This window comes from uncultured Roseibium sp. (assembly GCF_947499295.1).
Lineage (GTDB): Bacteria > Pseudomonadota > Alphaproteobacteria > Rhizobiales > Stappiaceae > Roseibium.
In genome coordinates this window covers 19,588-33,092 of sequence record NZ_CANMNP010000013.1, presented here as the reverse complement: position 1 = coordinate 33,092, position 13,505 = coordinate 19,588, and the positions used below count along the sequence as shown (strand labels likewise).

Below are 13,505 nucleotides of genomic sequence, written 5' to 3'. Positions count from 1 at the left end.
TGTCTGCAGCCTTAGCTGTCGAGGAACGAGCGCAGCTTGCGAGACCGGCTGGGGTGCTTCAGCTTGCGCAGAGCCTTTGCTTCGATCTGGCGAATACGTTCACGCGTTACGGAGAACTGCTGACCAACTTCTTCAAGCGTATGGTCGGTGTTCATGCCGATGCCGAAGCGCATTCTGAGGACGCGCTCTTCACGCGGTGTGAGTGAAGCCAGAACACGTGTGGTGGTTTCACGCAGGTTCGACTGGATGGCTGCATCGATCGGCAGAACGGCGTTCTTGTCTTCGATGAAATCGCCCAGGTGAGAATCCTCTTCATCCCCAATCGGCGTTTCAAGCGAGATCGGTTCCTTGGCGATCTTGAGGACCTTGCGAACCTTTTCCAGCGGCATCTGCAGCTTTTCGGCCAGCTCTTCAGGTGTTGGCTCGCGTCCGATCTCATGCAGCATCTGGCGAGATGTTCTCACGATCTTGTTGATCGTCTCGATCATGTGCACCGGAATTCGGATCGTCCGCGCCTGGTCCGCAATCGACCGGGTTATCGCCTGACGGATCCACCACGTTGCATAGGTGGAGAACTTGTATCCGCGCCGGTATTCGAACTTGTCGACCGCCTTCATGAGACCGATGTTGCCTTCCTGGATGAGGTCCAGGAACTGAAGGCCGCGGTTTGTGTATTTCTTTGCAATGGAGATCACGAGGCGCAGGTTGGCTTCGACCATTTCCTTCTTGGCGATACGGGCTTCACGCTCGCCTTTCTGAACCATTGCAACGATCCGGCGGAATTCGGTGATCTCAAGGCCTGTTTCGGTTGCCAGCGTCTGGATTTCCTGACGCAGCTCGCGAACGGTTTCTTTTTCTTTGGCGATGAAGTTCTTCCAGCCCCGCGTGGAAAGATTTGCCACCTTGCGCAGCCAGTTCGGATCGAGTTCGGCACCCTGATACTGTTTCAGGAAATCGGTACGATCAACGTTGTAGCTGTCCGCAAGACGCAGAAGCCGGCCTTCATAGCCCATCAAACGCTTGTTGATGTCATAGAGCTGAGCAACCAGCGCGTCGATACGGTTCTGGTTGAGCGACAGGCTCTTCACATCGACGATGATGTCTTCTTTCAGCTTCTTGTAGCGACGTTCCTGGCTGGGCGACAATGTCTTGTTGGCCAGCTTGTTTTCAACCAGTTGGTCCTGAAGACGGCGCAGCTTCTTGTAGTTGTCCGCGATGTTGTCGAAAGTTTCCAGAACGCCTGGCTTCAGCTCTGCTTCCATGGCCGAAAGCGAGACGTTGGATTCAAACTCGTCGTCATCGTCCTCGTCGTTGTCGCCTTCACCCTCTTCACCCTCGGTCTCTTCCGAAACGCCGCCAGCGGTTTCAGCCGGCTTTTCGCCGGGCGCAACATCGTCGTTTGCAACAGCCGGACCGGCTTTGGCGTCAGGGCCTGCATAGGTTGCTTCAAGATCGATAATATCGCGCAGCAAAACCTGGGCTTCATTCAGCTCGTCGCGCCAGATGATGATGGCCTGGAACGTCAGCGGGCTTTCACACAAGCCTGCGATCATGGCCTCGCGGCCGGCCTCGATGCGCTTTGCGATGGCGATTTCACCTTCGCGGGAAAGCAGTTCCACCGACCCCATTTCACGCAAATACATGCGTACAGGGTCATCGGTACGGTCGGCCGGTTCCTTGGTCGTGGTTGTCTTGGTTACAGCCGTTGTAGTGGCCGTCACCAACTCACCGCCATCGACTTCGTCCGGGCCGTCGTCAGCTTCTTCGGAATCGATCACGTTGATGCCCATGTCGGAAAGCATGGACATGGTGTCTTCGATCTTCTCGGAGGACACCTGCTCTGAAGGCAGGACTTCGTTCAGCTCATCGTAAGTGACATAGCCGCGTTTCTTGGCGGCTTTGATCATCTTCTTGACGGCGGCATCCGACAGGTCCAGCAACGGGCCATCCGTGCCGTCCGCGCTCTGCTCCTGATTTTCGTCTGCCTGTGTCGCTTTGGCTACCATATCGTGCTCCAGTTCGTGGCCGATGCGGCCACGCAGCGCCCTTTGTTTAGCTTCAACCCAATCCGGTTTCGGCGCGCCTGCTTTTATTTGCGGCGGCGATCCAAAGAATCAGTGTGGGTTGTTTGTAAGCCGTGTCCCTTAAGTCCCAATTAACCGTACACTTTTCGACATTGTGAAAAATCAGCATCGACTAAGCGCACGACCTTTTTGTCTCACACTCGAAGATCGAGCGCGGGTGTGGTGTTCAAACGGGTTGCAGCGTTTCTTCAGACTATTGCCGCGAGCTGGCTTGCTGGCTGCGGCGCGCAATGGCTGCAAAACTCCTATTTAGCTCGACGCTCACGATTCGCAAGTGTGATTCGTCACAGGTCAATGGGAAAATGCATTTTTTAGCCTTTTGCGGGGCAACAAGAGGCTTTTCGGGCATCTTTCAAGCCTGCACGGCAGTTGCCATTTAAGAAAGCAGGCTCAACCTCTGCGCCGACACTTATCGGCAATCACTCAAGAACCTTTCGACAGCGCCGAACAAACCTACCCTGCCGCAACTGTTTCGGCGGGTGCTTGCGGTCCGGCCAATCTGATTTTTTTGGCTCGTTCAGCAAGATCCTGCTCCTCGCGGGCGCACTCTTCGCGCCGCCGGCTGAGATCCTGCGTCAACGCCTGGATGCGCGCCCAGGAATGTTCATCGAGTTCTTCATCGGCACTTTTGAGTTCCGTTGTCAGCTCGTCTTCCAATGCATTCAGTTCCAACACGTCGATGAAGTGGAGGTAGGCCGCTTCGACAAAATCCTCGGGTGGATTTGATTTCAATAGGGGGAAACGATGATTGAGTGCTGAAAATTCCGCGCGTTTTTGCTGCTGAAGTCCAATCGTCTCCAACATCATCTCATACATGATGTCCTTGAGCGGCTCGTCAAAGGCACTCGTCAGGTCCGCAATCGGTGTCTCTTCCAGGTCGTCGACAATGCGGCAGAGAATATCGCGCAGTTGCACATGAAGTTCGTTGACAAACGGCAGTCTGGAAAACCGTTCAAAATTTCGGTCCAGCAAGTGCGGGAACCGCATGCAAAGTCCCAACAACAGGCGTTCGGTGCCAAAATCATCACTTGCGGCCACGCTTTCACGTACCCTGCCGAGTGAAGGAATGTCAGCGGGTTTCTTTCCGTTGCCTCGATTTTGCCGGGCCTGTTCGAAAAACAGATTGGAAAGCTTGAACTTCAGATCGAGCTGATAGCGCCGACGAACACGTTCGTCCTTGATCGTACCAATCAGATCGTCAAACCGCTTCTCAAGAGCTGCCTTGCGCTCCGGAGTATCCAGTCGCGAGACCGAAATCTCCCTGTCCCAAACGACGTCGAATAGTGACTGGGCCCGGGCGACCTCGGCATGGAACCCTTCCAGCCCCCGTTTTTTGACAAGATCATCCGGATCCATGCCGTCCGGAAGGAAGCAGAACTGGAATGAAAAGCCGCTTTTGAGAACCGGAAAGATCCTGTCGATCGCGCGATGCGCTGCCGAAACACCGGCAACGTCCCCGTCAAAGCAGATCACAGGTTCCGGGGCGAATTTCCAAAGCCGAACAACCTGATCTTCGGTAAAGGCCGTACCCAAGGAAGCAACCACGTGCCGAACACCTGCTTGCGACAATGCAATTGCATCAAGATAGCCCTCCACCACCACAGCTTCACCCGACTTGAATGCAGGTTCACGCGCCCTGTGCGCATTGAAAAGCATGACACCCTTGTGAAAGAGCGGCGTTTCCGGAGAATTCAGGTATTTCGGCTGCCCATCGGGTAAAAGCGTTCTTCCGCCGAATGCGACCACACGCCCGCGGTCATCCTGGATCGGTATCATCAGTCGTCCGCGAAAGCGGTCGTATCCCGGCCGGCCGTCCTCCGGCTTGATCACCAGGCCCGCTTCCACCATGACCGCTTCCGGAACGTCCCTTGCCGCCAGATAGCCTTTCAGGGCGTCCCGGCTGTCCGGAGCAAAACCGAACCTGAATTCGGCGAGCGTTTCACGGCTTAAGCCGCGTCCAAGAGCGTATTTGCGTGCAGTCTCGCCACGTCCGCCAGCAAACTCGGCTTGGAAAAACTGGACTGCCATCTCACAGACATCTGCAAGTCCGGCACGCCTCTTTTCCCGTTTTGCAGCCTGCGGGTCAGGAGCAGGCAAGGCAACACCTGCCTGTTCAGCAAGCCGCTCGACCGTCTCTGGAAAGCTGAGGCCTTCAGTTTCACAGACAAAGGTGAAGTGATCGCCTGACGCGCCACAGCCGAAACACTTGTATCGATTACGCCGGTCATCGACGTGGAAGCTGGGGCTCTTTTCCTGATGAAACGGACAGCACGCCCAATAGTCGCCCTTGCCGGGCTGGGTCTTGCGCCGGTCCCAGGTGACCCGTCGTCCGACCAGATCTGACAGCGTCAGCCTGGCACGAATTTCATCAAGAAGACGCTGATCAAAGCGCATGAGGTTATGGCTGCCTGGAGTTCAGAAATATCAATCAATCCATGGCCGCCACACGGACTGCCAATCGAGCTGACAAAAATAGTGGGTAAATGCGAATGAAGCTAGGGCACGGTGAGATTTCTGACCGCCTTCACTCTGCTTCCGTACCGCTGGCTTCAGCTGCGGTTGCGCCGTTTCCGTTGGTACGCAACATATCCTTGACGACGCATGACGCTTGGACAAAGTCCATTTTACCCGGATATCGGGTCTTGAGTTCACTCATGCAACGGCCGATGTCCCTGAGTCCATGGGCATCGATGTCCTTGACGGTCTCTTCACAGATCGCCCGCACTTCCTCGTCGCTCAATTGAGCAGGCAGGAATTCGCGAATGATTTCCTGCTCAACGCGCTCCTGTTCGGCCAGGTCAAGCTGCCCACTGCTTTCAAATTCGACCGCGGAGCTCTCCCGCTGGTGGATCATTTTCTGAAGGATTTCAACAACGTCAGGCTCACTGACGCCGTCCTTGCCGTTCTCCCGTGCCGCAGCTTCGCGGTCCTTCACCGCTGTCTGAACCAGACGCAAGGTCGCACATCTGCGCTTGTTGCCGTCATCTTGCGCAGCTTTAAGGGCCGCGTTGATTCTGTCACGCATCGCTTCGCCCATGGATTACTCTACCCCTGCCGTGCTGAGGCTCGACGTCGTTCGACGCCCACGCGAACCACTCAGCCAAGTCATTGAATTTTAAAGATCTTTTTTCAACGGATCAATATTGACGATCCAAGCCGCTTCCCATAGAGTCCCGCGCTTAATGCAGACGGCCTAATGCGGGTCCTTTTTTCCCGCTTCAGACGCCTTTCCTGCAGCGCATGATGTCACCAACAAGACCTGGAAACAAGACATGACGACTGCAGACGCATGGTCCGAGACCCCGGCGACCGCCCTTCTTGTGCTCGCCGACGGCAGCATCATCGAGGGTGTAGGCCTTGGCGCGACGGGACAGGCCGTTGGTGAAATCTGCTTCAACACCGCCATGACCGGTTACCAGGAAATCCTGACCGACCCGTCCTATTCCGGACAGATCATAACCTTCACATTTCCCCATATAGGTAACGTTGGGACGAATGACGAGGATATCGAGACCGTTAACATGGCGGCCGACAGCGGCATTCGTGGCGTGGTGCTTGCAGCAGAGGTCACCGATCCAAACAACTATCGAGCCGCACGCCATCTGGATGCCTGGCTGAAAAGCCGCAACATGATCGGAATCTGCGGTGTGGACACGCGTGCGCTGACCGCTCTCATTCGGGAAAAGGGTGTGCCCAACGGGGTTATCGCTCACGCTCCGGATGGCAAATTCGACCGCGACGCGCTCGTAACAGCCGCGTCGAACTGGCCCGGCCTGGTTGGAATGGATCTGGCAAAAGACGCTTCGACGACCCAATCGCACCCCTGGTCGCAAACGACCTGGCAATGGGACGAAGGATTTGGCGAAGCAACCGGAGGTAAGTTCAAGGTCGTTGCGATCGATTTTGGTATCAAGCGCAACATCTTACGCTTGCTGACCGATGCCGGTTGCGAAGTGACCGTATTGCCGGCAACCGCGACGGCAGACGATGTGCTCGCACATCGTCCAGATGGCGTATTCCTTTCAAATGGCCCGGGTGACCCGGCCGCAACGGGTATTTATGCCGTTAGTACCATCAAGGAAATCGTCGACAAGGGCATCCCGACTTTTGGCATTTGCCTGGGCCACCAGATGCTTGCGCTAGCGCTTGGCGGGCAAACACTGAAAATGCACCAGGGCCATCACGGCGCCAACCATCCGGTCTTTGATCACACGACCGGAAAAGTCGAAATCACATCAATGAACCACGGGTTCGCAGTGGACGCTGAAAGCTTGCCTGACAACGTTGAGCAAACGCATATTTCGCTGTTCGATGGCTCAAACTGTGGTTTGGCAATGAAGGACAAGCCGGTCTTTTCCGTGCAATATCACCCGGAGGCTTCCCCGGGGCCGCGTGACAGTCACTATCTGTTCAAGCGGTTTACGGATTTGATGAAGGCAAGAGAAACAGAACCGGCATAGGTTCCATCTCCATAATCGAAACCGACCCGGCGTAGAAAACGAAAAGCCCGGCAAGCAAGCTTGCCGGGCTTTTCTGAATTGAAAACAAGTTAGTGAACGAGTTCGCCGAACACCGTGAGGATCTGGTCAACCTCGGCGATCTGATCATCAAGCATCTGTTTTTGTTCCAGCAGGATTTCCTGCTGACCCTTACAGATCTCTTGAAGTTCCCTGAACTGATCTTCGCGTTTGGAATTTCCTTCAACCAGCTTGATCACCCTGCGGATTTCAGCGAGGGTCAAACCGATTTTCTTCGCCTGAATAATGACACGCATGCGTGACACATCACGCGGTCCATAAAACCGTCTTGCGCCTTTGCGCACGGGGTTCAGCAGACCTTTTTCTTCGTAAAAACGCAGTGTGCGCAGCGTGACGTTGAAACGTTCTGACATTTCAGAGATCGCAAGCGAGCGATCTTCAATTACCACGTCTTGCCCCGGACCAGCGATGTCCGGAACAACGACCATCTTGGTAGCTACATTGTTCATTCTATTAAGCCCGATCTTGTCCTTTTTGTTCCAGGGCTGATTGGGTCGTGCAACGCCCCTGGTTTTCCGATCCCACCATCGGTCCGCCAGGTCCCACTGACACTACACTTAAAGCTCCTGTTGCCGGAAAGCGTGGCTTGCCGGTTCAGAAGCTCCCAACATCAGACTCCTAGGAGACTAAGCACCAGTCTAATACAACAGAATGATAGATAAAATCTACAGTAAAATTGGAATTATTGACTACTTTCCGCGCAAGTTTCAGCTTTTCGAAAACTAAAACTACAATAAATGCAGAAAGGGCATACAACTTTGAATAAATAGTTCCTGATGAAATTTGATTTCTAGGTATAAATATTAATTATCGATAATCTAGCACTAATAAATAGAGTGATCTTCCGTCGCGATATCCACAACGATTTTTCCTAACCCCACGGCAGATTGAGCTCAAAAAATACTTTGTTTTCTTTACCTTATCACTGACATTTATTACATGCTGACGCCACGCTCTAAATATTATCTAGAGAACTTGCTATCGATCTGCATCCTAACCGGCTGCCGCAAGGCAATCGCCTGCACCCACGCCGCACGCTTAACGTGCATATCTTGTCGAAAATGAAAACCATACGCACAAACTGAACGGGAAAACGTTCCTGTTGAGCGCATGCATGTCATCTTTCGCATCGCTAATATTTGTCCGTCTGTTCAAATTTCAAGACGCGAAAGCGCATTCGCCGCACAAAAAGGAGCACATTGTGCACTTCCCGATTGACAAGACCGCGTCCAGGTTATTTTTGTCTTATTTGTCAGCACGCTGGCTGCTGGTGAAGTCCGTACGGAACGAAGATATTCCGGAACATTGGTAATATGGCCGAATCAAAATCAAAAAATCCTGTGCAAGGCATGACCCCGCAGCAGTTTCGCATTTGGCGTCGCACCCTGGGACTGAAGCAAAAGGACGCTGCCGACAGGCTCGGTCTGAAGAAACGCATGATCCAGTATTATGAAAAAGGCAACCGGGACGGCCGCCCGGTAGAAATCCCGAAATCAATCCGACTCGCTTGCTATGCCTTGTCCGAAGGAATTGGCGACTTTGACGGTCAGAGCACCGCTCCCCTACCCGCTGAAAGCAAAGAGACCGATTAATCCGGCAATTTGGACGCAGAAAACGTCTGAATGATACGCAGCCGGGGTTTCCTACCGCTGCGCTTTTCCCTATAAGACGCGCTCAGCCAACATTGTCATTCACCTCATGATAGAGCCCGACCGAATAACGGCGACGTTATCCGGACTGGCCGCTGCGAGCTGCGAGCCGAGATGCCCAAACGCACAGATATCTCTTCCATCCTGATCATAGGTGCCGGGCCGATTGTTATCGGCCAGGCCTGCGAATTCGATTATTCCGGCACCCAGGCCTGCAAGGCGCTGCGAGAGGAAGGATATCGCATTATCCTGGTGAACTCGAACCCGGCGACGATCATGACAGATCCCGATCTTGCCGACGCCACATATATTGAGCCGATCACGCCGGACCTTGTGGCTAAGATCATTGAAAAGGAGCGCCCGGACGCACTGCTGCCAACCATGGGAGGGCAGACAGCACTTAACTGCGCGTTGGATCTTGAGGAAATGGGGGTCCTTGAAAAATTCGGTGTGGAGATGATTGGCGCCCGTGCCGATGTCATCGAAAAGGCCGAAGACCGGGAAAAGTTCCGGGCAGCCATGGATGTGATCGGCCTTGAAAACCCTCGCGCAGCCATTGCCTCGTCACCAGCCATTCGAGGAGAAGACGGCAGGATCACCGGATATGACCGCAACGCCGGATATCTGGAAGCCATGCGCGCACTGGACGAGATCGGCCTGCCGGCCATCATTCGTCCGGCTTTCACACTCGGTGGCACCGGTGGCGGCGTTGCCTACAATCGGGAAGAATACGAGACGATCGTTCGTTCGGGTATCGACGCCTCACCTGTTGGTCAGGTCCTTATCGATGAAAGCCTGCTCGGCTGGAAGGAATATGAGATGGAAGTGGTCCGCGACAAAGCGGACAACTGCATTATCATTTGCTCGATCGAAAATGTCGATCCGATGGGCGTTCACACAGGAGACTCCATCACCGTTGCCCCGGCACTGACGCTAACGGACAAAGAATACCAGATCATGCGCGACGCCTCGATCGCAGTACTGCGCGAGATCGGTGTGGAAACGGGCGGCTCGAACGTGCAGTTTGCCGTCGATCCCGAGACCGGCCGCCTGGTGGTGATCGAGATGAACCCGAGGGTATCCCGCTCGTCCGCACTTGCCTCTAAGGCAACCGGTTTCCCGATCGCGAAGATCGCTGCCAAACTGGCTGTCGGCTATACACTGGACGAACTTGAAAACGACATTACGGGCGGTGCCACGCCTGCATCTTTCGAGCCGACAATCGACTATGTCGTCACCAAGATCCCTCGTTTCGCTTTCGAGAAATTCCCAGGCTCAGTCCCGACATTGACCACCGCCATGAAATCGGTCGGTGAAGTGATGGCCATCGGCCGGACATTCAATGAAAGTCTCCAGAAGGCTCTCCGCGGTCTGGAAACCGGCCTGAATGGTCTCGATGAGACTGAAATACCGGGCCTAGACCAGGGTGATGACCGTAATGCACTTCGGGCAGCGGTTTCAACCGCGACACCGACACGTCTTTTGAACGTTGCTCAAGCCATGCGTCTTGGGATGAGCGTGGAAGAAGCACATCAGGCAAGCGGGATCAGCACCTGGTTCCTGGAACAGATGGCTGACATCCTTGCGATGGAAGCAAAGGTGCGCAACATCGGCCTGCCGCAAGACGCGGCAAACCTGCGCAAGCTCAAGTCAATGGGCTTTTCGGATACAAGACTGGCAAGCCTTGCAGGGCTCGAAGCCGACGATGTCGTTAAATTGCGGCAGGAATTGAACGTGCACCCGGTCTATAAACGCATAGACACGTGCGCCGCTGAATTCGCTTCGCCGACCGCCTATATGTATTCGACTTATGAAACGCCTTTCATGGGCAACCCAGCATGCGAATCCGACCCGTCGGAACGGAAGAAAGTCGTCATTTTGGGTGGCGGGCCGAACCGGATCGGCCAGGGCATTGAATTTGACTATTGCTGTTGTCATGCCGCCTTTGCGCTTGAAGATGCCGGGTATGAGACCATCATGGTCAATTGTAACCCGGAAACCGTGTCCACCGACTATGATACGTCCGACCGGCTCTATTTCGAGCCGCTGACGTCGGAAGACGTTTTGGAGATCATACGCCGCGAACAGGATAACGGCACGCTACACGGCGTTATTGTTCAATTCGGTGGGCAAACTCCTCTCAAGTTGGCTCAGGCTCTGGTCAAGGCCAATGTGCCGATCCTCGGCACCTCTCCCGATATGATCGATCTGGCGGAAGACCGGGATCGCTTCCAGAAGCTCTTGGTCAAACTGGACCTGAAGCAGCCGGAAAACGGCATCGCATATTCCGTTGAGCAGGGCCGTTTGATTGCCGGCCAGCTTGGCCTGCCATTGGTGGTGCGCCCGTCCTATGTTCTCGGCGGCCGTGCCATGCAGATCATTCGTGATGAGGAAGCGCTCAATTCATATCTTCTCGGCACCTTGCCCGAACTGGTACCGGCTGAAGTCAGGGCCAAGTATCCGAACGACAAGACCGGTCAGATCAATACGGTGCTTGGCACCAACCCCCTCTTGTTCGACCGCTACCTGGATGGAGCGATCGAGGTTGATGTAGATGCGCTGTGTGATGGCAAGGACGTGTTTGTTTGCGGCATCATGGAACACATCGAGGAGGCCGGAATTCACTCCGGTGACAGCGCTTGCTCTCTTCCGGCTTTTTCCTTGAAGGAAGAACTCATCGACGAACTGAAACGCCAGACAACGGCCTTGGCCCTGGCGCTTGAAGTCGGTGGATTGATGAATGTGCAATTCGCGATCAAAGGCGACGAAATCTTTGTCCTTGAAGTGAACCCTCGCGCCTCGCGAACCGTGCCCTTTGTTGCCAAGACGATCGGAGAGCCCATTGCCAAGATCGCCAGCCGGGTCATGGCCGGCGAGAGCCTGGCATCTTTCGGCCTTAGTGAGGCAAAACTGGACCACATCGCGGTCAAGGAAGCTGTCTTCCCGTTCGCGCGCTTCCCGGGCGTCGATACTATTCTGGGTCCGGAAATGCGCTCCACGGGCGAGGTCATGGGCCTCGACACGGCCTTCGGAAAAGCGTTTGCCAAAGCACAGCTTGGCAGCGGCACCGGCGTGCCGGGTAAAGGCACTGTCTTCATCTCCATGCGCGATGATGACAAGGCTGGCGTCGTGGATGCCGTGCGCAGCCTGGAAGCTGCAGGCTTCGATATCATTGCCACAGGCGGCACGCAGAAATTTCTTGAGGCAAACGGCATTGCAGTGAAGAAGATCAACAAGGTGCTTGAAGGCCGACCGCATATCGTCGATGCTATCAAGAACGGTGAAGTACAACTCGTCTTCAACACCACAGAAGGTGCGCAGGCGATTGCCGACAGCCGGTCGATGCGCCGCGCAGCTCTGCTGAACAAAGTGCCGTATTACACGACGCTGTCAGGTTCCGTTGCTGCCGCCAAAGGAATAACCGCCCACAAGGCGGGCAGCCTTGAAGTAAGACCTTTACAATCCTACTTCGGCTAAGGCTATTATACTCGTGACCGGCCGGGAAAGCGCGCCTTTCCCGGCTTGGTTTGTTTTTGTAAATGCGCGGTCCTTTATGAAGAGTGAGAAGAGGACCCAATAAGCTGAAGGTCTGAGACCCATGGAAAAAGTTCCGATGACCTCTGCCGGTTACAAAATGCTTCAGGATGAGCTGAAGAAACGTACCACGGTTGAGCGTCCGCGCATCGTTGATGCCATTGCTGAAGCACGCGCGCATGGCGACCTGTCGGAAAACGCAGAATACCATGCAGCCAAAGAAGCACAGAGCCTGAACGAAGGCCGCATTGCGGAACTGGAAGACAAGCTGTCCCGTGCCGAGGTCATCGATGTGACCAAACTTGACGGCGAGATCGTCAAATTCGGCGCGACCGTTTCCCTGATCGACGAGGACACGGAAGAAGAAAAGAAATACATGATCGTTGGCGATGTCGAATCCGACGTTAAGCACAACAAGGTTTCCATTTCTTCTCCGATTGCGCGCGCTCTGATCGGCAAATCGGTTGGAGACAGTGTTGAAGTCGCAGCTCCAGGCGGTGCTCGCTCGTATGAGATCGTCGAAGTCAGGTTCATGTAAACCGGCGCTTCGCAAGCAGCTCATTTTCAAGCAACTTTTCTATCGCTTTACCCTTTGACGCCTGCCGGTCTATCGCTAAGGTAGCAACCGGCACGTGTCGGAGAGCAAGTGATGGTCTTTCATGCAATTGGCGTCTGGTTGCTGGTGATCTCGGTTCCTTTGTGGGCCTATCGCTGGTTTGCGTTCTCCAAACTGAATGGTCGCGAAAGACTGGCATTCAAACGCCTTATCAAGCGCCGGCACGAGAATCCTCTCGGATTTGCCCTGCGTGTTTTCGGCTTTCTGGTGGCACTGGCCGCGTCGGTGATTCTGCTGGTGCTCGGACTACGCTATTTCAAGCAAGGATCACTGGAACTCGGCACCTTCCGCGATACGATGCGCGGACGTCTTTATTCCGGTCTGGAACCGATTGATCAGGCATTGAACACGTTCCACTACGACCAGTGGCTGCCGATCGCAATTCTGACCACCTGCGCGCTCCTCAGCGTCGCCTTCACGCTGGTCGCAACCGCGCTCAGGGACATCTCGGTCATGGGGCGCCTGCGCAAACGCCTCAGCAAAATCGGTGACCGGCAAGACTGACCTGCCTCCGGTAAAATTCAATCGATTGGTACGACGGGTTCATCTTTGGTCCGACGGATTGTCAGGGCCGTGCGCACACTGTCGACATTGGGCGCTGCAGTAAGCTCCCGGATAACGAAATTCTGGAATGTCTGCAGGTCCGGCGCGACGCATTTCAACAGGAAATCAACCTCGCCGGACAACATATAGCTTTCTCGGACGAGCGGCCACTTCTGGACCGTTTCCTCAAATGCAATCAGATCCGCTTCGGTCTGGCTATGCAGCCCGACCATGGCAAAGGCGGTGACGTCGTAACCCAGCTGTTTTTCATCCAGCAGCGTCCTGTATCCGTGAATCAGTCCGGCCTCTTCGAGCGCCCTGACCCGGCGCAGACAGGGTGGGGCGGATATGCCGACGCGCCGCGCCAACTCCACGTTGGTCATTCGCCCGTCTGCTTGCAATTCTTTCAGGATCTGCCAGTCAATGGCATCGAGCCGCGCTTTCAAATCCGTCTCCTTTTAGCTCCACCTTGCGCCATCCGGGGTAGACCAAGATGTGGATGTTCCACCCGGAACGCATTGGCGTCTTGCAGGCGCGAACC

At 54.8% G+C, this 13,505-nt stretch carries 10 protein-coding genes; 5 read left to right on the top strand and 5 right to left on the bottom strand.

Features of this window, described 5'->3' with window-relative positions:
- Positions 1-11: 11 nt before the first annotated feature.
- From rpoD to Q0835_RS19015, 3 genes are all read right to left on the bottom strand, one after another.
- Positions 12-2,006, bottom strand: coding sequence for an RNA polymerase sigma factor RpoD (rpoD, locus tag Q0835_RS19025; RefSeq protein ID WP_298821745.1), 1,995 nt, complete (start codon positions 2,004-2,006; stop codon positions 12-14).
- Between the two features lie 531 nt (positions 2,007-2,537).
- Positions 2,538-4,478, bottom strand: coding sequence for a DNA primase (gene dnaG / locus Q0835_RS19020; RefSeq protein ID WP_298963755.1), 1,941 nt, complete (start codon positions 4,476-4,478; stop codon positions 2,538-2,540).
- Positions 4,479-4,608: 130 nt separating this feature from the next.
- Positions 4,609-5,109 (bottom strand): GatB/YqeY domain-containing protein, encoded by a 501-nt coding sequence (locus Q0835_RS19015; RefSeq protein ID WP_298963754.1) that lies wholly within the window; start codon positions 5,107-5,109, stop codon positions 4,609-4,611.
- A 247-nt stretch (positions 5,110-5,356) separates the two neighbouring features.
- Between Q0835_RS19015 and carA the strand changes: the two genes are divergently transcribed.
- Entirely contained in the window at positions 5,357-6,544 is a 1,188-nt protein-coding gene (gene carA, locus Q0835_RS19010) for a glutamine-hydrolyzing carbamoyl-phosphate synthase small subunit (RefSeq protein WP_298963753.1), read from the top strand.
- Between the two features lie 89 nt (positions 6,545-6,633).
- Here the strand turns inward: carA and Q0835_RS19005 are convergent, their stop codons facing one another.
- Positions 6,634-7,071: a MerR family transcriptional regulator gene (locus tag Q0835_RS19005; RefSeq protein ID WP_298821738.1), complete on the bottom strand. Its 438-nt coding sequence runs from the start codon at positions 7,069-7,071 to the stop codon at positions 6,634-6,636.
- Between the two features lie 864 nt (positions 7,072-7,935).
- On the opposite strand from Q0835_RS19005, the gene Q0835_RS19000 reads away from it, so the two are divergent.
- The 4 genes from Q0835_RS19000 to Q0835_RS18985 all read left to right on the top strand — a co-directional run bounded on the left by Q0835_RS19000 (position 7,936) and on the right by Q0835_RS18985 (position 12,925).
- Entirely contained in the window at positions 7,936-8,214 is a 279-nt protein-coding gene (locus Q0835_RS19000; protein WP_152500641.1) for a helix-turn-helix transcriptional regulator, read from the top strand.
- Between the two features lie 171 nt (positions 8,215-8,385).
- Complete coding sequence (carB, locus tag Q0835_RS18995; protein WP_298963752.1) at positions 8,386-11,748, top strand: carbamoyl-phosphate synthase large subunit; 3,363 nt, start codon at positions 8,386-8,388, stop codon at positions 11,746-11,748.
- 121 nt (positions 11,749-11,869) lie between these two features.
- Entirely contained in the window at positions 11,870-12,343 is a 474-nt protein-coding gene (gene greA, locus Q0835_RS18990) for a transcription elongation factor GreA (protein ID WP_298821732.1), read from the top strand.
- A gap of 111 nt (positions 12,344-12,454) precedes the next feature.
- Positions 12,455-12,925: a hypothetical protein gene (locus Q0835_RS18985; protein ID WP_298821730.1), complete on the top strand. Its 471-nt coding sequence runs from the start codon at positions 12,455-12,457 to the stop codon at positions 12,923-12,925.
- Positions 12,926-12,942: 17 nt separating this feature from the next.
- On the opposite strand, the gene Q0835_RS18980 is transcribed toward Q0835_RS18985, so the two are convergent.
- Positions 12,943-13,410 (bottom strand): Lrp/AsnC family transcriptional regulator, encoded by a 468-nt coding sequence (locus Q0835_RS18980; RefSeq protein WP_298821728.1) that lies wholly within the window; start codon positions 13,408-13,410, stop codon positions 12,943-12,945.
- Between the last annotated feature and the right edge of the window lie 95 nt (positions 13,411-13,505).